This window comes from Holdemania filiformis DSM 12042, assembly GCF_000157995.1.
GTDB lineage: Bacteria > Bacillota_I > Bacilli_A > Erysipelotrichales > Erysipelotrichaceae > Holdemania > Holdemania filiformis.
This window is the reverse complement of the sequence record NZ_GG657552.1, coordinates 44203-65148: the sequence shown is the minus strand read 5'-3', so window position 1 is coordinate 65148 and position 20946 is coordinate 44203. Positions and strand designations below refer to the sequence as shown.

Genomic DNA, 20946 nt, shown 5'->3' with positions numbered 1-20946 from the left:
CCATTACCTCATCAAATATCGATATAACTCATTTTGGTCCATTTCGGTTAACTTCTCCACGTCATAATCCGTGTCAATCAGCTTTAAAAATCCTTGATAGAAAGCCTGCGTCCGTTTCGATTCGTAGGCATTATTAATCCGCAGCGCCAACATGAATACCAGCCGTACCTCATCCGTACTGTTCCAGGCCAGCGGTTCTTTTAAGACGGCGATCACCACCTTGGATTCATTAACATACGTCTGAAAGCCATGCGGGATCGCAACCCCGTTGCCGATATAGGTCGACACCGTCTTTTCCCGGTCCAGCACACTTTTGATATAATGTTCCGTCACATAGCCGCCGGCATTCAGCACCTGATTCATGCGCTGAAGCAGCTCTTCTTTATCGCTGACCATCGGATGAATTAAAATCAGTTTGGGATCGAACAGATTATGGCAGCGTGGGTCAAATTTCCGTTGATCCATCAGCTGCTGGGTGCGGATGATCTCAATTTTCTGTTTCAATTCTTCCACCCCAGTATTGCTTAATAGCGATTTTATCTGCACAACTTTTTCCTGATCAAAATCAAGCTTGGAGGTCGTCACGATCAGATCGTATTTGCCGACGACGTCGATTTTCACTTCGTGATAGCTGAAAATAGCGATTTCATCAATCTTGGGGATCGACATCCGGATCTTATTGCAGAACATCTGATTCAAGCCCATGCCCAGCTCGGTTACCAGTGCAATTTTCAACGGCCGCATCCGCCGTTCCAGCGATGTCTGAATATACAAAGTGATGTAGCTTAATTCCGTCGATGTGATTTTAATATCGTAATATTCCTCAAACAGCGCGCTCAGCGCCCAGGAAACGCGATAGGTCTGCTTGTATTCCTGCTGGATAAAGTTTGTCAGCTCCTTCGTCGAATGTTTCTCAAATTTCATTCGGAAAATCGCCGGCCGGATATGATTCAGCAGTCCGTAATACAATTCATTATCATCCATCAGATCGACATTCATGATATCGCTGATGACCGAAATAATTTTATGCACAAACTGTTTCAGCTTCTTATCATAGCTTGTCAGTTCTTCCTTGGCCGGAATTTCCTGCGTGTGAATCATCTTGCTGCAAAGCAGCTGAATCGCAAAATACTTCACTTCGCTTTCCGGAATGTTAACATAAAACTTCTTATTGATAATCCGGAAGATTGACTGCGCTAAATTGTACTCATTGTATTTAACGACGATTTCTTCTTCCGATTCGCTTAAATGCAGAACACTGAAGTCGGAGCGGGTGATCGCCAGCGCGGCATATAATAATATACTTTTATACGATTCCTCGGCAAATGTGAAATTCCACTCCTTTTCGATATCAGCGATACACGATTTCAGAAGTTCCAGGTTAATGCCTTTGGCAAACTGCTGAATGGACTGTTCTACGGAATGAATCGGATCGTTGATGACTAGATGCTTGATCGCCAGACGTTTATTTTCTTCACTTCCCTGCAGCGATATGCCGTAATTTCGTTTAATTGAAAGCTGAATATTGAACAAACTCAGCCACTGCGTACAGGTTTCCAAATGCCGGGAACACACCGGCACCGACTGATAAACCATTTCGCTCAAACGGGTCACAGTAATCCGCTCAACATTGCTGGAAAGCAAGACCCGCAGGTAGACATACAGCAGCTCTTCGCCGGCCGTGATGTCGATATACTCATAATTGCTGAACAGATCCGCGATTTTCTGGGCGTTTTGCGGATCATAGATCAAGCGGATACCCTTCCGCGGTTTCTTTTCTATTGAACCAAGATGGGCCTGGACCAGCATTTCGTTCATTTCATCCACTTTCTTCCGGATAACCGTTTCCGAAACATTCAGCATTTTTGATAAAGAAAGAGCAGAAAGAAAGTCGTCATTTTTCATCAATGCTGAAGACAATTGATTCAAAATCAATTCGTTTTTTCTGCTCATATCATCCCTCCCCATCCTTTAATTCATCTGTGTATCATCCGCTGACTTACTTATAAAATTTGGCTTTTCCCACGGAATTGAATAATTCCATTTTGGTTCTGACGCAGGTTCGGGTCTTACCGATCGCGGCGTTGAAAACTTTGGGCGGCATAAATGCTCCGGTTTCCGTGATCACCCGCTGAACCTCGTCAAAGAAAACCTTCTTGATGTCGCTGGAAATATTCACCTTCGCGATGCCGATCTGACACGCTTGACGGATTTCATCATCCGGATTATCGCTGCCGCCGTGCAGAACCAGCGGCACCGGCGTAATCTTGGCGATTTCCCGAAGCAGATCCAGCTGCAGGTGCGGCACAAATCCCCGCGGATAAATTCCATGGGCAGTGCCGATCGCGATGGCCAGCGCATCCGCCCCCGTCGCTTCAATAAACCGCACGACATCCTCGGGATTTGTGTAAGTAATATGATCCACACCGCCCTCGTCGCTGGTGCTCAGCTTGCCGATCGTACCGATTTCTCCTTCCACCGAAACCCCGGCGGCATGAGCCATCTCCACGACCTTAGAGGTCAGTGCGGCATTCTCCTCAAACGCGGCTTCACTGCCGTCAATCATCACTGAGGTAAAGCCTGCCCGAACTGCCCGGACGCAGTCGTCAAACGTTTTCCCATGATCCAGATGCAGGACAAACGGGACGCTGCTGGCTTCCAAGCGTTTGACAACATAGGTATAGAAATATTCCGTCGCGAAGTTAAACTCGCCGACCGCCGCCTGGATGATGGCGGGTGCCTGAGCTGCCTCCGCTTCCTCCACAACCGCTCTGACCAACGACAGCTCTGAACAGTTGAAGGCGCCGACCGCAAAGTGATGATCTGCCGCCGTCTGCAGCATCTCTTTCAAATTCAGCAGCATGTCAGTCAACCTCTACGATATTCAGATCATCCAGCTCGCTGTCCGCGACCTCGAATCCGATATCGTCAAATTCTTCATCCGCTTCGGTAACTGGCTTTTTAATAATCGCCAGAATCACGCCGGTGATTACGCTGCCGATCGCCAGCGCCAGAAGCGCCATCATCGGCTCGTTGAAGAACGGAAAGGCCAGGAAGCCGCCGTTTGGCAGTTCGGAATAAATGTCCCAGATCATCGTCAGGCCGCCGGCCACAAAGGAACCGGTAACGCAGGCAAACACAACCCGGACCAGATCGCGCGCGGCGATTGGAATCACGCCTTCGGTAATCATGACGCAGCCCATCGGCACCGCGGATTTCAAGGTTTCCTTTTCCGCCTTGGTATATTTATTTTTAGCGATCAGGGCTGAAATTGCAATCCCGAACGGCGGGATCATGCTTGCCAAGATTTGGCAGACTTTCGGATAGCCATTGCCGTCTGCCAACATTGCGTTGCAGAAAGCCGAAGCGACCTTATTGACCGGACCGCCGAAATCAAAGGCAGATAAAGCACCGACGATTCCGCCGTACAAGAACTTCGAGCCGCCGGAGAGCTGAGTTAAGAAATTAGTTAACGTCTGCTGAAGCAAGACGATCGGATAGCCCAGCACGCCGAACATCAGGACGGCGGCAATCGCTGTGGCTAAGAATGGAATAACAATAATCGGCATAATTCCCTGTAAGGTCTTCGGCAGCTTGATGTATTTGCGAATCAGGACAACCAGATAGCCGACGACCAGACCGCCGATCATGCCGCCGATAAAACCTGCCTGGATTTCAATCGAAACCATACCGATGACAAAGCCGCTGGCTAAAGCTGCCCGGCCGGCAACGCCGTAAGCGATGTACGCGCACAGCACCGGCACCATCATCGACATGCCCAGCTGCCCTGTCCGGTACAGCCAATAGGCCGCTCCGGCACTGGCCGCGTTGGTCAGATCCGCACCGATAAAGGCCCGGCCGATTCCCATACACAGACCGCTGGCGACGATGACTGGAATCATGTAGCTGATACCGGTCAGGATGTAGCTTTTGATCTCCTTAAATTTCTGTTTCATATACCCTCCATTAATTTTTCGAAATGTACTTTTCGACTTTCTGAATAAAAGCAATCGGATTGCGGATCAATGTGCCGGTATCAATTTTTACGACTTTCTTCCCCTTGAAGCGTTCCATGCCGGTAATCGCAATGTCAATCGCCAGGATGACAACCTCCGCCGCTTTAATGTCCGCCGGATCTAATTCATTTTCCACGCCGATTGTTCCCTGTGTTTCGCAATGAATCGTATGACCGCGCAGCTCGGAAGCTTTGATCAGTTTTTCCCGGGCGATGTAGGTATGGGCAATGCCTGCCGTGCAGGCGGCGACGCCAACAATTTTCATCAGTTCTCCCTCCTTTCTATTTCACTTTATAACCGCGGATAAGCCGGACCAAATCGTCATAACCGTCTAAGAACTGACGCATGGTCTTCGTAAACGCGCCGTAATGCTCGAAGTCTTCCGGACGCTGACCTTGTTCGTCATACGCCTTGCGGAATTCCTCTAGCGTTTCCAGTTGTCTGATGGTCGCTTCATCAACCTGAAATTCATGGTGATCTTCGACCGGAAAATCAGAATGATTGATCCGCAGCTGCCAGTCATGCGGGATCGTCAGGATGACCGGATCACCGATAAAACAGTGCCAGGAATAAGGATTGCGGAAGGCAGCGATCAGCAGCTTCGTCCGATAGCCGCGCTGTTCATAAAGCTTCAGCGCTTTTTTCACAATTGCAACGCCGGCCCATTCCAGCGCTTCCGGCGGAAATAGTAGCTTTTGATCGGCAACCTGTTTTTTCAGATGATCGTCAACGCGGCCGGCCATGATCGTACAGACCGGATGCATCGCTGAAATATCCAGCCCTTCCGCCTCCCGCCGCCGTAAGCCCCGTTCCACCGCCTCGGCTGTCGCCAGTGCCTGCGCCACCGTGAAAGACACTGTGGCGTTGATACTGATGCCGCGATAGGTTAATTCTTCATAGGCCGCGATTCCGGCTGCCGAGGCCGGAGCTTTAATCTGCGAATTTTCGCAGACCGCCGCCAGTTCCTCCCCATGCCGGATCATCAATTCCGCATTGGTATAATATTTTGCATTCGTCTGGAACGAAATCCGGCCGCGTTGTCCCCGTGTTCTTTCAAATTCCGGCTTCAGCAGCAGGCTAGCCTTTTGGCCCATCGCTTTAATCATCATCCATGCCAGATCATCCTCGGTTGCTTCCGGATGTCGGAGTATCAGTTCCTCAATCGTCGGCTCCCACAGGGAAAGTTCTTTTTTCAGAACATTGCCGACAATGACGGGATTGGTTGTGGCCCCGCAGGCGCCGTTGTCCAGCGCATATTGTAATTCCGCGCAGGAACAGGAATCGTTCCAGATTTCGGTCTGCGGAAAGTTCAAAGAGGTTTCTAATAATTTATTCATGACAGAATCCCCTCCAATAATGTGCAGATTAACTTTGAATCCACGGGCTTGGGACCGAGCAGCGCAATCTTTTCCTGCAGAGTCTCCGCAGCGATCTGCGGCAGATCCGCAGCCGTGATTCCGTGCTGTGAAAGTTTGACCGGCAGCTGGACAGCGTGCATCAGCGTCTCCACCGCCGCCGCCAGATCCTCCGGCGCTTTCATTCCGAGCTGGTTTGCCAGCGTCTGCATTTTCGGCAGATCCTGACCATAATAGCGGATAAATGACGGCAGCAGCATCGCACACGCTAAACCATGGGGAATTTTAAACTTCGAGGTCAGCGGGAAGCTGACGGCGTGCAGAATGGTGGTGCGCGTCTGGGCGAAAGCCAGGCCGGCTTCCAGACTGGCCTGCAGCATTTCATCCCGGGCTTCAGCGTCCGTACCGTTTTCCACTGCCGCTTCGAGATACGTCAATACCCGTCGCATCGCCTGGACTGCCAGCAGATCGCTGATCGGCTGAGCATGAATATTCCAATACGCTTCGATCGCATGGCAGAACGTGTCCATACCGCAGGAAGCGGTCACTGCCGGCGGCAGAGAGTGCGTTAACCGGGAATCGAGCAGCGCCGTGTCCGCAAACAACAAATCGTTGACAAACGGTGATTTGGTATGCGCCGCATAATCGGAAATAACGGAAACATTCGTGACTTCGCTGCCGGTGCCGGCTGTCGTCGGGATACAGATTGTCTTGATCTTTGCTTTCTTTTGGAATCCTTCCTTTTTAATGACTTCGGCCGGCTTCGCTTCTTTGATCGCCGCACTCAAAAACTTTGCGATGTCCAGCGTACTGCCGCCGCCGATGCCGATCACCGTCGTTGCGTCAAAGGCCTGAATTTCCCGCAATGCCTGGTTAATGGAATCAAAATCGGGATTTGATTGAAAAGCAGTGAAATAGCGGATTTCCTGCTCTGCCAAAATGGTGTCCATCCGTGTTTTCAATGGACTTTCGTAAAGAAAGCGGTCCATAACGATAAAGATCCGGCTCCCCTCAATCTCCTGAGCGATCTGATCAAGCGTATCCTGTCCGAAAATGATTTTCATCGGTGCCTGGAATGTATAGTTATTCATGGCTGATTTTCCCCGGAAGGCCCAGTACGGCTTTCGCTGTTCCTTTTTCAGCTCTGAGGGTCAACGTCCCCAGCGCCGCCGGAAGCAGACAGCCCCAACCTTGCTTCAGTTTATATTGTTCCCCATCGCACTCCAGAATCAGATCGCCATCTACGGGAATGAGGACCCGGTGGCCGTCGAAGGCCGGCAGCCGCAATTCCGGCTGGATCGTCAGGATTTTCATGCCGAAAGCCTCAGTGTTTCGTTCATCAATCGCGGTTGTGATCACAGAGTTTCCCTGATAAAGCGGGTCGCGCTGTTCCATGACGCAGGTCTTTCGAATCTCTGCTTCGTCATACACGGTATAGTCGAAAAGTTTCAGTCCTTCCTCCTGATCTAAGCCGTTGTACATCTCGCTGGCTGACAAATCCACCCCATTGATGTGTTTTTCCACCCGGATTGTGATGTCGCTGCACTCGTGGATTTCCAAGAAGATGCAGCCCGGACCTACGGCGTGCGGCATGCCGGCCGGAATAAGAATGACGTCGCCGGTTTTTACATCGATCTTATGCAAGCCCTCCAGCATCGCTTCTATGTTTTGAGATTCCACCCACTTTTTCCACAGGGCCGGCGTTACATGCGGCTTAAAGCCGGCATAGACGCAGGGAGCAACCCCGTCTTCCGTTCTCGTTCTGGCAATATACCACGCTTCCGCCTTGCCATGACGCTCATGAAAACGGAAAGCATCTTTTTTCTGGGGATGGCACTGCATGACCAGCCGGACGATGGTATCCCCGGCCCGGGCCAGCACGGAGAGCTGGTTCGGATTTGATTCTTGATAAGCGCGGCCTAAAATTCCCTCCGGATCCTGACGGATAATTTCAGCTAAGGACGTTCCGTCCAGCGTCCGGCTGACGGCGTAGTCCTTGGGTTTGCCATCGGCGATCGCGCCGATCGACGTCACTAACAGTTCTTCACATTGATGATTATCTTCCGCCTCCGGCATTCCCCGCCAGGCATTCAGCAATTTTCCGCCGATGTAGGAGCGGGTAATTCGATTATGATCGAAGATGATGGGTCTGTGACTCCATTCCATTTTCTTTACATCCTCCTTTATGCTTTCATTGTAAACGAAGGGAATACTGGAATATCGAAGGATAAAAGAATATTAATCTCGTTTTTATTTGATTATTCAAAATCTGACATTCCCGCTTAAATCGTATTCAAAATCACTTTATATCTTCACTTAAATCCATGAAGAATGATTACCTTTAAACTGTGCCGCCACAGTTTGGAAACCGAGAACGCTTTTTGTACAATGAGGAGCAGGCAGAAAAAAACCTCTTTTCAATCTTAAGCAAGAAAAGAGGTTATCTTTAAAATAAGTTTCATTTAGGCTTCAACGATCAGCCACAGAAATTCGTAAGCCTTCAGGCCCAAGCTCTCCTGACTGCCGCAAATCCGCCGGCCGGTCAACAGTTCCCGCGCTTGTTCCTCTTTATTAAATAAGGAAGTAATCGAGCAGTATTGTGGTGATTCCGTAAAATTGAATAGAAACAACAGACGATGCTGTCTGGCGGCACGAACGAACGCAAACACTGCGTCGTTGTCGACATCCGCAATCTGTTCCTGACCTTCGTTCCAATCCGGATCCGCCGACCGGACTTGAAGCATCATTTTCAGGTTTTGGAAAATCCGGTATTCCACCGTCAGCGGCTGATAGCGCCGCTGCGCTTGATCGTCCAGAAAAACTGGTCTTTGCAGCCAGCGGCGGTCGCCTTCCTTCTTTGGATCCAGCCGGAAGCTGGCGTCATTGAGCGCGCCAAGTTCATCCCCATCCTGAAGCAGCGGCATTCCCCGCAAAGCCAGGCTCAATCCCTGCACCAGTAAAATCCGCCGGCAGCTGTTTTCCAGCTCATAGGGTTCATGGCCGTCCAAAGCCCGGCCGCAGCCAGCCCAGCTGGCCAATGTTCCATAACATCGTCCACTTTCCCGGTCGCTTTCCCCTTCGGCAAAACTACCCAGCGCCTGTCCCGTATAAAAATCCATCAGAAACTGCCGGTGACAGTCTGGATCCCAGCCCCGCATCCGCGCCGCTTCCTCATTAAAATTCCAAACTACGCCCTGATCCGCGCCCAGCGGATGAACCGCGATCGCAGACGAATTCAAGGCATGGAAAACAAGATCGCCCTGCAGCATTTTCGTATCGCGGGTTGCCAGGGAATTCCAGCTGTTGACCATCGACGCGGCATCGATCAACCCGGTGGCGGCTGGCGCTCGCTGAGAGAGAATCTGTAAATCCTTCGCCCCGGCTTCGCTGTGGCCCAATACAAGAACTTCCGGACATACCAGCTTCCCGGCCGCCGCGAAGAGCGCAAACAAATCCGGCACCTGCGGATACAACTGCTGAGCTTTGCATTCCTTCCACATCGAATCCAGTTGTTTCAGCTCAACTGCATCCGCACCTGAACTGACAAGCTCGCAGAAACGCTCCAACATGAGCGCAAGCACTTGCGGATTTTTATAGTCGAGCAGCCATCCGCCAGTTTGCGGATGACAATACACATATTGTTGAATTTCCTCCAGCCGCAGGAAGTCGCCGTTTTCTTTCTCCTTGGAAAAGGGACTGAACAACGACGCCAGCTTCGGGTCGGAAATCATCCAGTAGCGCTGCTGCATCGCGCTGTCGCCCTGGATTGCTTCGAGCGCCCAGGGATCCTCTGCCGGCGTGCTGGCAACATCCAAATCCACGCCGACCGCCAGCCCTTCTTCATGCCACAGATCGATCCTCTGCCGAAGCGTTTGCCGCAGGGATTCCGTGTAAGGATAAGGCACGTCGCTGAACAACACCCAGCCCACGCCCAGCTCCTTCAGCTCCTGCGCCCGCGCATGAACCTGCGCCGGGGTCTGTGCGTCTGAATAAACAAACCGCATCCCCGCCGGTCCCTGCTTAAACCACGGCGTCTGCCGATCCGTTCGCTGTAAATTTAAAGTTCGCTTCTGCGCTTGTTCATCCAACAGCGCCAGCAGCGCGTCAAAGTCTTCTTCCCGGACGTGAAACGGCTGATAGACGCGGAAGTAGGCCGCCTCCATGTCCGCTTTCAAAGGTTGAAGCCTCCGTAAAAATTCGCTGCCGCCCATGTCTAACTCTCCGATTGCGAATCAAGCAGAGCCTGCGCTTCTTCCGTCGTGACTAACGACGGCATTCCGCCTTTCCGGGTCACCGACAGCGCCCCTGACGCATTCGCCAGCCGCAGCATTTGATAGACATCGTCGCCGTTAAGCTGTTCCAGCGTTTTTCCTGATTTTAAGAAACTGGCCAGGAAACAGCCTAAGAATCCATCGCCCGCCCCCGTCGTATCGACGACTGAAACCGGGAAGGTCGGGGCGTTAATGTAATAGCCGTGGATCAGCGCATGACTGCCTTTTTCCCCTTCTGTAATTAAAATCAGCGGCGTTTTGTATTTCTTCGCGAGCTGCCGCGCGCCTTCTTCCAACGTTTCGCAGCCCGTCAAAAAAATCAATTCGTCTTCCGCAACCTTGAGGATATCACAGAATTGCAGCCCATGCCGGATCTCATGCCGGGCTTCTTCCTCGCTGTTCCACAGCGGCATCCGCAGATTCGGGTCAAACGACAGAATCTTGCCTTTCTGCTGCGCATATTTGACTAATTCAAACGTTGTGATCCGCGCCGGATTGTGCGTCATCGACACAGACCCGTAATGGAACAGATCGCACTCGTCGATCGCGCGCAGATTCACTGCCTGACTTTCGATCATCGTGTCCGCGCCGGGATTGCGGTAAAAACAGAACGACCGTTCTCCCTTTTCGTCCAGCTGGACGAAGGCCAGCGTCGTCTTGTAGCGGGAATTCACGACCATGTATTCTGTATCAACCCCCTGATTGCGGAGCTTTTCCTGTAAAAACTGACCGAAGATATCGTCGCCGACCTCGCCGACAAAGCAAGCCTCCACGCCATGCTTCACCGCCGCAGCCGCTAAATTCGCCGGCGCCCCGCCGGGATTACGTTCAAATATGATATTTCCGTTTTCGCTGACGCCTACCGGAGTAAAATCGATCAATGTTTCGCCAAATGAACATATTTTCATCCTAAGTGCCTCCTGCCTAAGATTGGAATCCTTCTTATCTTATTCTAACACGAACCCAACTTTTCCCAAACACTAATCGCAAGCGTTTTCATTCGTTTTTTTTATGAATTAAACCATGATTTCTGCTTCCGGTAACAAAAAGAAAAGGATTCCTGATGAGAAATCCCTTTGAGATACAGCGATTAAGACGGTGAACCCTTGATCACCTCATCGCCGACGCCGATCCGGATTTTATCCGGACGCTGCAGCTGATCGTCCGTCAGCATGACAATCAAACAAATCTTGATCTTTTCATTGGGAGCCAATGTTTTGCTTTCAAGAAAATCATTCCCCATTGGAATCCAGACACCACCGCCTGCTGACTCTGCGCCGTCCTGCCAAGTAATCCCCAGCCGATCTTCTATCGCAACGGTTTCAGAGCTTAAATTTTCATAGGTTCCTTCGACAACATAAAGCTGTTTTCCCGGATCGGCATAGAGATACATATAATCAACCGATGTTTTTGGTGGATTCAGCCGTTTAACCGTACTGATCTTCTCAATTGTCAATCGATCCTTTGAATTTTCAATGATGTCGCCTTCCTGGTATGACAAATAATGATCGATCTCGTCCCCCAGGGTATAATCCAAACCGAAACAGTAACCGTTAACCGCCAGTTTCAGACGGCCAGAATATTCCGCATCGGCATTAAAATCAATAGCCATTCTCAGAACCTTCTCCTCGCCGGGTTCAAAAGAGGAATAAGGCTGCATCTCTTTTTCATTTTCCTCTACAAGCAAATCCCGTGAAAAAGAAGAAGATGGACAATCAAATATTACATTAAACAGCTTGTCATTCAGGTTGTAATTTTCACCGTTCTTCACCTTCAGCCGCAGATTAACGACCTGATCTCCCTCTTCCCAATACCATTTATTATCACTGCGGTACATGATAACATCCTGCGAGGTTTTTATTTCTTCCACGCTTACCTCAACACCGCCAGCACTCATCCATTCTCCCACTTTGAGTTCGCCAGCTTCATTCAATAAAGTAGATTGAGATTCCGGTATCTGCATCACAAGAGCCGCTTGTTTTCCCTTTTCATTGAGATAATTCAAGCTCATAAATTCCGGATTTCGTGTTTTCTTAACTAAAGCCCACCCGCGCGCACTTTCATTTTCGGCAAGCGGTTCTATCGCTTTTAACCATTCGCCCGCGGGAATCGCCAGCGTTTCTAATTCCTCTGTTTCTTCCTCAGCTGTTTCTTGATAAGCTGCCTGCCAAATTTCTGTCATGTCTAACGTTTCTTGACCTTGAAGTTGATTGAGCTGCACTTCAAACTGAACCGCGCCGATGGTTTCCGCACCGACGTACATCCCATAATTCTGCAGCGTTTTTATTTGCAGTGGATTGAGATAGCCCGTCAGCCTCACGCTCGCTTCATACGTCGTTCCGTCGCTCAGTTTCCCCTCGATCACCGCCGCTTCCCCCGGCTTGATCGGTTCTGCCTTCTGGCTGCATCCGCTCACTAGGGTCAGCGCCAGCAGCGCGGCTAAAATTGTTCGTAAGCCCTTCATGATTTTTCCTCCCTGGCTTTCTTCTTTAATCTCATTATAGCATTTCCTGATTTTTTAGGAACACTCGAAAATGCCTGAAGTGACAGAATGAACGAAACCCGGACAACCAAGGCAAAAGTAAAGATTATTGATACAAATGGAAACTTGTCAGCGGGGCTGAAAACCAGCGGTAAAGCTACAAAAAAACAAGCGCTCTCCGACTTCGGAAAACGCCTGCTTGTTTACTGAATCTGACTTTTCAGGTAGCTGAAGATGAACCCGTCCAGATCGCCGTCCATGACGTTCTGTACGCTGCCCATTTCATAGCCTGTGCGGTGGTCCTTGACCATCGTGTACGGACAGAAGACATACGAGCGGATCTGCGATCCCCATTCGATGTTTTTCTGTTCGCCGCGGATCGCGGCCAGCTTGGCTTCCTGTTCCTCGATCATGCGCTGATACAGTTTTGATTTCAACATGTTCATGCAGCGCTCGCGGTTCTGGATCTGGCTGCGCTCAGTCTGGCAGGAAACGACGATGCCGGTCGGCTTATGCGTCATCCGCACAGCGCTGTCGGTCTTATTGATATGCTGGCCGCCGGCGCCGCTGGCCCGCATCGTGACGACGTCGAGATCTCTTTCATCGATCGTGATTTCAATTTCATCGGAAAACTGCGGCATGACGTCCAGCGAGGCAAACGAGGTATGCCGGCGTCCGGAGGAATCAAACGGGGAAATCCGCACCAGCCGATGCACCCCCTTCTCCGCCTTCAGATAGCCATAGGCCATGTCGCCTTCGATCAGGATACTGACGGACTTGATGCCCGCTTCTTCGCCCTCCTGATAGTCCAGCAGCGTAACCTTGTAGCCCTTCCGTTCCGCCCAGCGGCAGTACATCCGGTAAAGCATGCTCGCCCAATCCTGGCTTTCCGTGCCGCCCGCGCCCGGATGCAGCTCCAGGATCGCGTTGTTTTTGTCATACGGATGGGAAAGCAGCACCATCACCTCGAAATCCTCAAACTGATTCAGCGTGTCCTGATATTCCATATCCAGCAGCTCTTTCAGTTCCTCGTCGAAATTCTGGTTCAGCTCGTCGACGGTTTCCTGCAGCGAAGCCAGCGATTGTTCCATCTGATGGTACTTCGCTTCCAGCTCTTTCATCCCGTTGCACTGACGGATCACATTCTGGGCTGCTTTCGGATCATCCCAGAAATGCTCCTCGTTCATCTTTGCTTCCAGTTCTTCAATTTGTTTTTGCTTCGCAGCTAAGTCAAAGAGAGTCGCCTAACTGCTTTAACTTCGTTACCGAAGCGGTTAGGCCTTGACGGATCTCATACAATTCCATAGTTATTTCTTTCGCTCCTCTATTACAATTCTGACATTCAGACAGAAGGTGACGACCTCCTGCGCAATCCGCGCCATCATGTCCTCAAACAGCTGATAGCCTTCGGAGACATACGCCTGCAGCGGATTAGACTGCGCGTACGAACGCAGATGAATCCCGTCGCGCAGCTTGCTCATGGTATCGATGTGATCGACCCAGTTGCGGTCGATGACCTTCAGCACCATCGTCTTTTCGATCGGCAGCACATGCACCTTGATCGGTTCGATCTTGCTTTCATAGACATCCCAGGCCGCCTTGCAGCACAGCTCGCTGATCTCCGGAATGCTCTTGCCTTCCAGGTCGGTTTCCGTCAAACTTTCATGGAAACCCATCTTGCCTAACGATTCCAGCAGCTCCGCGGTGTTGACATGCTCTTCCTTGCCGTCATGCTCGGTATGCGCCGCCACCAGATTGCTGACAACGCGGTCGAACATATCCTTGACGATGCTGTGAACGTCGTCATGATCCAGGATGAAATTGCGCTGTTCATAGATGATTTCGCGCTGCTGACGCAGGACGTCGTCATATTCCAGCAGTGTTTTACGAACGTCGAAGTTCACGCCTTCGACCCGCTTCTGCGCGCTGCCGATGGATTTCGTTACAACCTTGGATTCAATCGGAACGTCGCCCAGCTGCGAGAACAGACTTTCCATTTTTTCCGAACCAAACCGCACCATCAGGTCATCCTGCACGGAAACATAGAACCGGGAATAGCCCGGATCGCCCTGACGTCCGGAACGACCGCGCAGCTGATTATCAATACGGCGGGATTCATGCCGTTCCGAACCGATGACGGCCAGACCGCCCAGTTCGCGGACACCCTCGCCCAGCTTGATATCGGTACCCCGGCCGGCCATGTTGGTCGCGATCGTCACCGAACCCTTCTGACCTGCCTTTTTGATGATCTCCGCTTCACGCGCATGGTTCTTCGCGTTTAAGACTTCATGCGGAATTTTTTGGTCTTTCAGCATCTTCGCGATGAATTCGCTGGTTTCAACGGCAATCGTACCGACTAACACCGGCTGGCCCTTTTCATGGCATTCCCTGACCTCGTTGACCAGCGCTTCAAACTTGGCTTTCTTCGTGCCGAAGATCGCGTCCGGATAATCGATACGGGCAACCGGACGGTTGGTCGGAATTTCCATGACGCGCATATTGTAAATGCTTAAGAATTCTTCTTCCTCGGTCTTGGCCGTACCGGTCATGCCGGCCAGCTTGTTGTAAAGACGGAAGAAGTTCTGGTAGGTGATCGTTGCCAGCGTCGTCGTTTCCTGTTTGATCGACACGCCTTCCTTGGCTTCAATCGCCTGATGCAGACCGTCGGAATACGCGCGGCCCTTCATCAGACGGCCGGTGAACTGGTCGACGATGACGATCTCGTCGTTGTCCACAACGTACTCGACATCCTTCATCATGATGTAGTTAGCTTTTAATGCCTGCGAAATATGATGTACCAGCTGGGTGTGATCCAGCTCGTACAGGTTCTTGACGCGGAAGGCTTTCTCCGCCTTGGTTACGCCGGAATCCGTCAGCTGAACCGTCTTACTTTTGACGTCGATCTCATAGTCTTCGTCCGCCTTCAGCGATTTGACGAAGCGGTCTGCCTGCAGATACAGGTTGGCCGTCTGCTTCTGGCCGCCGGAGATGATTAACGGCGTCCGCGATTCGTCGACCAGGATCGAGTCGACTTCATCGACCAGCGCGAAATTCAGCGGGCGCAGGACGCGGTCCTCAACGCGGGTGACCATGTTGTCGCGCAGATAGTCGAATCCGACTTCCGCGTTGGTCGTGTAGGTGATATCGCAGTTATACGCCGCACGCTTCTGCGCCGGGGTGAGCTGACGCAGGTTCAGGCCGACCGTCAGGCCCAGGAAGCGGTGAATCTGCCCCATCCAGTCGGCGTCACGGCCGGCCAGGTATTCGTTGACGGTGACGACGTGCACGCCGCGGCCGTCCAGCGCGTTCAGATAGACCGGCAATACGGAGGTTAACGTTTTTCCTTCGCCGGTTTTCATCTCCGCGATATCGCCGCCGTGCAGAACGATGCCGCCCATCAGCTGAACAAGATACGGATATTCACCGATCACCCGCTTCGCCGCTTCGCGAACGACCGCGAACGCTTCCGGCAATAAGTCATCCAGCGTTTCGCCGTTCTTCAAGCGAGCCTGAAATTCCGGGGTCTTGGCCTTCAGTTCCTCGTCGCTCAAGCCTGCCATCTGGGAAGCCAGCGCATCGACTTCGTGAGCGCGTTTCTCGATTTCTTTCAATCGTTTTTTATCGTAATTAAATAGTTTGTCTAAAAAAGTTGCCATTGTGGTCCCTCCATCGCTCCTATTGTATCGTAATTGAGCGAAAAACACAAAGAAAAAGGCCGTCAAACCCGGCCTTTGATCGCTGTTTTACAGTTTTTTGACGTTGTGGGCCTGGTACCCGCGGTCGCCCTCGATCAGATCGAATTCCACCTCGGCGTTTTCCTCGATCGTCTTGAAGCCGTCCATCACCAGTTGGGAATAGTGGAAAAAAACATCGCGGCCGTCGCTGAGCTTGATGAAGCCGTAACCTTTTTCCTTATTAAACATCTTTACTTTACCTTGCATCTGCCTTAAACCTAACCCTTTCTTCTTTGTTTATCCGCGGCGGTCTTCTCCGCCATGTCGCTTCGACGGGAATCGGGATCGCTGCCCGTCGTTTTGATGCTTTTCTGCTTCACCCCTTCGTTCGCTGAACCCGGGGAATTCCGCTTCGACTGATCCTGGTTTTCGCTGGTTTCCGCCGCTGGAATTCCGCCGCTCCCGTCTACTTTGAGTATAGAGAGGATCGGCCGCAAACTCAAATCTTTTCCTTCGTCTTATTCCGCGCTTTTTTGACAACGGAGCTTACGGAACGGAGCGAAAGAAGGCGGCAGGAAACGTTGGTTAACGGCCAGCACCAGCGCTTGGTCGGCGGCAGGAAGCAATGCGTGAGCGGCGTTGAGCGTACTGCCGGTGGTGAGCACGTCGTCGATCAACAACAGCTTCCCATCCGGGATCGGGGCGCCGGGGATCAAGCGAATGTGGGAGGCAGCCTGCTGCCGCTGGAAGGCGCTGCCCTGCTGCACGTAATCCTCCGTCTTTTCCAACAGCTCCACGATCGGCAGCCGCAGTCCGGAAAACAGCTGGGAAATCGTATCGAAGCCGCGTTTTTCCCGTTTAGCGCGGGAGGAGGGCATCGGCACCAGCGTGAAATGACGGTACCGCCGGCGCAGCCTATCGCGCCACGGCTGAAGGAAAACATCCTGCAGCGCTTCGTCCATGCATTCCTTGTACTGCACAAGCATTTTCATGAACGCCTCATCATAGACAACCAATCCCCGCACGGTCAGACCGCCGAGCTTCACTTGATGGGAAACAGGCGTCAGCTGACTGCGGCAGACACCGCACAGTGAATCGTCGACGAACATCATTTCGGGGATCGTGCATCCGTTTAACAACGGACCGCCGCACCACAGGCAGCGCTCAGCCGTCAGCATTGGCTTCCTCCAGACGTTTCACACAGCGTTCGACCTGTTCGCTGCGCCTGCGGCACAGAAACAATCCGTCGCCATCCGGACAGGCAAAGCTGCGCCCGACCCGGCCGATCATCTGGGTCAGCGAAGCTTCATCAAACACGCCATGATCGGCGTCCATCACGCACACGTCGACGCCCGCGATCGTCACGCCCCGTTCCAGCACCGTCGTCGCAAAGCAGAACTGCAGTTCCTTTGCCCGCAGCTTCCGCAGCGTTTCATCCTGATCCGGCGACTGACTGGTCAGCTCACCGCAGGAAAATTCCATTGAAAACAGAACTTTTAAGCGATGACAGCCGCGAATCGTCGGCACAAAGATCAGCGCCTGCTTGTCCGCCTTTTGTTTGTTTTTCAGCCAGTGGTAAAGCTGCAGGATCAACAGAAACTGAGGGCCGATCAAAACCCGGGGCACCGTCAGATCATGACCATGCGGACGACGGTTGAGCTTGAGCTGCCTCAATGTCCCCGCCTTCACCCGTCCCTGCAGCTCCGCATCCGGCGTCGCCGTCGTGTAAACGATCTGGCCGCGGCAGCTGGTGCGTGCGATTCCATGCAGAACCGGATCGCCCTTGTAGGGAAAAGCATCCGGTTCATCCAGGATCAACAGATCGAACCGGTGGGGATAGCGGTAGAGCTGATGGGTCGTACAGACGATCAGATCCGCTTCGGTCTTCTTGGTATAACCCTGACAAACCGGGATCACCGACAGGTTTGGAAACGCGTCCGCCAGCCGCCGCGCCAACTCCAGCACCACCTGCCGCCGGGCGACCGCGACCGCCGCCCGCTGTCCCCGCCGCAGCCGCCGACGCAGACAGTCCATCACAATTTCCGTCTTCCCTGCGCCGCACACCGCGTCGACCAGAACGTCGTGGGTTTCGGACAATTCGCACAGCTGATCGGAGATCTGCTTCTGATTCGGAGTCAGGGGATAATCCAGCCGCAGCTGCGGATCCAGCGGTTCACTAAGCTCAGGCACAGCCGGTTCCTCCGCCTCGCACGCCAGCCTCCGGGAAAAGCCGACGCAGCGGCGGCAGTACCAGCCCTTGCTGCCAAGATAGAACCAGGATGGATCCTCGTTTCCACACCGCGGACAGCGCATAATTTCACCTCCCACTTATAATATTGCGGAAAATTTGAAAAAGCCTGCCTAAAATGAAGAATTTCTTTATTTTTTACGATTTCTTTTTTACAATGAAGGAAAGAGAAAGAAGAGGAACCGATCATGACTACCTTTACGATTCAAGATGATTTTATGCTGGACGGCCAGCCGGTCAAGCTGATTTCCGGCGCGCTGCATTACTTCCGGATTGTTCCTGAGTATTGGCAGGATCGTCTGGAAAAGTTAAAAAATATGGGCTGCAACTGCGTAGAAACCTACATTCCGTGGAATTACCACGAACCGAAAAAGGGCCAGTTTGATTTCAGCGGGCGCAAGGATGTCGCGCGGTTTGTCCGGAAAGCCCAGGCTTTAGGCTTATGGGTCATTTTACGGCCGACGCCGTACATCTGCGCAGAATGGGAATTCGGCGGTCTGCCGGCATGGCTGTTAGCGGATGATTCGATGCGCGTGCGTTCGACCTATCAACCCTATCTCGACGCGGTCGACGCCTATTACGCCGAGCTGTTCAAGGTGATCCGGCCGTTGTTTTTCACCCACGGCGGACCGGTACTGATGTGCCAGATTGAAAATGAATACGGCTCCTTCGGCAACGACAAGCAATATCTCAAGGCGATCAAACGCCTGATGGAAAAGCATGGCTGCGATGTGCCGATGTTCACGTCCGATGGCGGCTGGCGTGAAGTGCTCGACGCCGGAACCTTACTCAATGAAGGCGTGCTGCCGACCGCCAACTTCGGCTCCCGCACCGACGAACAGATCGGCGCGCTGCGTCAGTTCATGAACGACAACGACATCCATGGCCCGCTTATGTGCATGGAATTCTGGATCGGCTGGTTCAACAACTGGGGATCACCGCTGAAAACCCGCGACGCAAAGGAGGCGGCAGACGAGCTGGACGCGATGCTGCGCCAGGGCAGCGTCAACATCTACATGTTCCACGGCGGCACCAATCCGGAATTTTATAACGGCTGCAGCTACCACAATGGCATGGATCCGCAGATCACCTCTTACGACTATGCCGCTCCGCTGACGGAGTGGGGCACGGAAGCAGAGAAATACGCTGCCTTCCGCGAGGTCATCGCCAAGTATAATCCGATCACCCCGGTGCCGCTGTCCACGCCGATCACCTTTAAAAGCTATGGCGAACTGCGCTGTGAAAACAAAGTTTCTTTATTTAATACGCTTTCCTCCCTGGCACAGCCAATCGAAACCGACATTCCTCAACCGATGGAAAAACTGGGACAGGGCTACGGCTACATCCTGTACCGCGCGCATGTCGGCAAAGCACGCGAGCTGGCCAAAGCCAAGCTGGCGGATTGCGATGACCGCGCCCAGGTGTTCGTCAACCAGAAATTGATCGCCACGCAATACAAGGAAACGATGGGAAGCAACATCCCGCTTACGCTCGATCATCCAACCGACAACGTGATCGACATTCTGGTGGAAAACCTCGGCCGCATCAACTACGGCGCAAGTCTGGTTTCCCCGCATCAGCGCAAGGGCATCAAAGGCGGCTTCATGCTGGACCTGCACTTCCACACCGGCTGGCAGCAATATTGCCTGGAGCTGGACAACGTCGATCAGGTTGATTTCACCGGCGAGTATCAGGAAGGTGTTCCGGCATTCTATCAATTTACCGTAGACATTGAAGAGCCGGCGGATACGTTCCTGAACCTGAACGGCTGGGGCAAAGGCGCGGCGTTTTTGAACGGAGAAAATCTTGGGCGGTTCTGGGAACTGGGGCCGACACATTATCTGTATATCCCGGCTCCGTTATTGAAAAAAGGGAAAAATACGATTGTCCTGTTTGAAACAGAAGGCAGAACCGGAACGGTCTCGCTGGACGACCAGCCGCTGATCGATCAGCCGCAGGAAGCCTGAGCCGATGATGTGGGGAATTCTCTTTCTGCTTCTCATCCTGTTTGTCATTCTCATGCTCGTTTATGAAATCATCCGGCGTGCGGTGAAGCAGGGAATTCTTGATGCCAAAGCGGAGCTTGAGAAGGCGAAGGAAAAAGACCGGCAAGATCTCCAATAACCAAAGTCCATCAAAAAAAAACAGAACTATCGGCACGTCCCATCATGAAGAGTTCAGAAATTCTTAGAATTATGTAAGATTCTTATTAGAATTCAGGCAATCAAAAGGGCAGTCAGGATAAAGCGTTATAACACTTTCCTGACTGCTTTTTGGTATGGAAATTTTATACTATTTAAAATTCAATATGAACCATGTTGGGTTCTTACTCAAACCTGATCAAAGGGTGAGCGTGCGTACCCAGCTGGCATGCACGCTTGATAAAAGCTATCCACGATTCAGGGATTACATTTTGCTTATTTCTGCGGACATAGCACGCAGCTCATCATTTTCAAAGAATCCGAGGCGTATTGATATAAAGTATTCCGCCCCCTCTTTATTCCTGCTCTCCATAAGCATTTTTATTAATTGAAAGATCAAGCAAAAATTATATATTTTTATGCACTAGAGTGCATAAACTTTTGTTTTTTTCGTTTTTATGCAATGTTGATCCCCCTACCTCACTTATTCTTTCTATTCTATCCTCAAGGCTCGGAATAGTGTTGCGATTTCCGAAATCAAATTTTTTCAAGCAAACAGAAAAAAGTCAGACATCAAAAGTCCGACTCTTTCATGGCTATCCGCAGATTCCCGATAATCACGGTTATTTGCCCTGCGCCGCGTTGACGCCGGCTGTCTTTCCATAATAAACGACCACAGACAGGCAGTCTCCGCTCTGATGAGCTGCCCCTTCATAACCACTGGTGACGTCGCCCGCCGCATACAAGCCGGAGATCGGC

The 20946-nt window shown here is 51.8% G+C and carries 19 protein-coding genes; 3 read left to right on the top strand and 16 right to left on the bottom strand.

Annotated features, from left to right (window positions below; translation table 11 throughout):
• Positions 1-3: 3 nt before the first annotated feature.
• The 10 genes from HOLDEFILI_RS01170 to HOLDEFILI_RS01125 form a co-directional block, all read right to left on the bottom strand.
• Entirely contained in the window at positions 4-1953 is a 1950-nt protein-coding gene (locus HOLDEFILI_RS01170; RefSeq protein WP_039863645.1) for a BglG family transcription antiterminator, read from the bottom strand.
• A gap of 46 nt (positions 1954-1999) precedes the next feature.
• Positions 2000-2863 (bottom strand): ketose-bisphosphate aldolase, encoded by an 864-nt coding sequence (locus HOLDEFILI_RS01165; RefSeq protein ID WP_006057491.1) that lies wholly within the window; start codon positions 2861-2863, stop codon positions 2000-2002.
• A 1-nt stretch (position 2864) separates the two neighbouring features.
• The gene (locus tag HOLDEFILI_RS01160) at positions 2865-3956 is read right to left on the bottom strand and encodes a PTS fructose transporter subunit IIC (RefSeq protein ID WP_006057490.1); all 1092 of its coding nucleotides are present in this window, start codon (positions 3954-3956) and stop codon (positions 2865-2867) included.
• 10 nt (positions 3957-3966) lie between these two features.
• A complete protein-coding gene (locus HOLDEFILI_RS01155) occupies positions 3967-4281 on the bottom strand; it encodes a PTS fructose transporter subunit IIB (RefSeq protein ID WP_006057489.1) in 315 nt (104 codons plus the stop codon).
• Positions 4282-4297: 16 nt separating this feature from the next.
• Entirely contained in the window at positions 4298-5353 is a 1056-nt protein-coding gene (locus HOLDEFILI_RS01150) for a transaldolase family protein (protein WP_006057488.1), read from the bottom strand.
• Positions 5350-6462, bottom strand: a complete 1113-nt coding sequence (locus tag HOLDEFILI_RS01145) for an iron-containing alcohol dehydrogenase family protein (protein ID WP_006057487.1) — start codon at positions 6460-6462, stop codon at positions 5350-5352. Before HOLDEFILI_RS01145 ends, HOLDEFILI_RS01150 begins: the two co-directional genes overlap by 4 nt.
• Positions 6455-7537, bottom strand: coding sequence for a class I mannose-6-phosphate isomerase (locus HOLDEFILI_RS01140; protein ID WP_006057486.1), 1083 nt, complete (start codon positions 7535-7537; stop codon positions 6455-6457). Before HOLDEFILI_RS01140 ends, HOLDEFILI_RS01145 begins: the two co-directional genes overlap by 8 nt.
• Positions 7538-7833: 296 nt before the next feature.
• On the bottom strand, positions 7834-9546 hold the full coding sequence (locus HOLDEFILI_RS01135) for an alpha-amylase family glycosyl hydrolase (protein WP_167317114.1): 1713 nt from the start codon (positions 9544-9546) through the stop codon (positions 7834-7836).
• A 38-nt stretch (positions 9547-9584) separates the two neighbouring features.
• Complete coding sequence (locus tag HOLDEFILI_RS01130) at positions 9585-10550, bottom strand: carbohydrate kinase family protein (protein WP_006057483.1); 966 nt, start codon at positions 10548-10550, stop codon at positions 9585-9587.
• A gap of 182 nt (positions 10551-10732) precedes the next feature.
• Positions 10733-11962, bottom strand: coding sequence for a hypothetical protein (locus HOLDEFILI_RS01125; RefSeq protein ID WP_156788812.1), 1230 nt, complete (start codon positions 11960-11962; stop codon positions 10733-10735).
• 231 nt (positions 11963-12193) lie between these two features.
• On the opposite strand from HOLDEFILI_RS01125, the gene HOLDEFILI_RS19090 reads away from it, so the two are divergent.
• Positions 12194-12334, top strand: coding sequence for a hypothetical protein (locus tag HOLDEFILI_RS19090; RefSeq protein ID WP_006057481.1), 141 nt, complete (start codon positions 12194-12196; stop codon positions 12332-12334).
• Here HOLDEFILI_RS19090 and prfB read toward each other — a convergent pair.
• The 6 genes from prfB to HOLDEFILI_RS01095 form a co-directional block, all read right to left on the bottom strand.
• Positions 12328-13429 (bottom strand): peptide chain release factor 2 gene (gene prfB / locus HOLDEFILI_RS01120; protein WP_156788811.1). Its coding sequence is split into 2 segments (ribosomal slippage): positions 12328-13356 and positions 13358-13429, totalling 1101 coding nucleotides; the frame shifts between segments, so codons are not numbered across the junction. The two genes, HOLDEFILI_RS19090 and prfB, sit on opposite strands and share 7 nt — an antisense overlap.
• A gap of 2 nt (positions 13430-13431) precedes the next feature.
• Positions 13432-15780 carry a preprotein translocase subunit SecA gene (secA, locus tag HOLDEFILI_RS01115; protein WP_006057479.1) on the bottom strand — a complete coding sequence of 783 codons (2349 nt, stop codon included), beginning with the start codon at positions 15778-15780 and terminating at the stop codon, positions 13432-13434.
• An 87-nt stretch (positions 15781-15867) separates the two neighbouring features.
• Positions 15868-16065, bottom strand: a complete 198-nt coding sequence (locus HOLDEFILI_RS01110) for a cold-shock protein (RefSeq protein WP_006057478.1) — start codon at positions 16063-16065, stop codon at positions 15868-15870.
• Between the two features lie 11 nt (positions 16066-16076).
• On the bottom strand, positions 16077-16301 hold the full coding sequence (locus tag HOLDEFILI_RS01105) for a hypothetical protein (protein ID WP_156788810.1): 225 nt from the start codon (positions 16299-16301) through the stop codon (positions 16077-16079).
• A 15-nt stretch (positions 16302-16316) separates the two neighbouring features.
• Positions 16317-16976, bottom strand: coding sequence for a ComF family protein (locus HOLDEFILI_RS01100; protein WP_039863641.1), 660 nt, complete (start codon positions 16974-16976; stop codon positions 16317-16319).
• Positions 16963-18111 (bottom strand): helicase-related protein, encoded by a 1149-nt coding sequence (locus HOLDEFILI_RS01095; RefSeq protein WP_006057475.1) that lies wholly within the window; start codon positions 18109-18111, stop codon positions 16963-16965. The genes HOLDEFILI_RS01100 and HOLDEFILI_RS01095 overlap by 14 nt, the downstream gene beginning before the upstream one ends.
• A 123-nt stretch (positions 18112-18234) precedes the next feature.
• Between HOLDEFILI_RS01095 and HOLDEFILI_RS01090 the strand changes: the two genes are divergently transcribed.
• Together HOLDEFILI_RS01090 and HOLDEFILI_RS19085 are read left to right on the top strand one after the other, a co-directional pair.
• Complete coding sequence (locus HOLDEFILI_RS01090; RefSeq protein WP_006057474.1) at positions 18235-20013, top strand: glycoside hydrolase family 35 protein; 1779 nt, start codon at positions 18235-18237, stop codon at positions 20011-20013.
• 4 nt (positions 20014-20017) lie between these two features.
• The gene (locus HOLDEFILI_RS19085) at positions 20018-20170 is read left to right on the top strand and encodes a hypothetical protein (RefSeq protein ID WP_006057473.1); all 153 of its coding nucleotides are present in this window, start codon (positions 20018-20020) and stop codon (positions 20168-20170) included.
• Positions 20171-20946 lie beyond the last annotated feature (776 nt).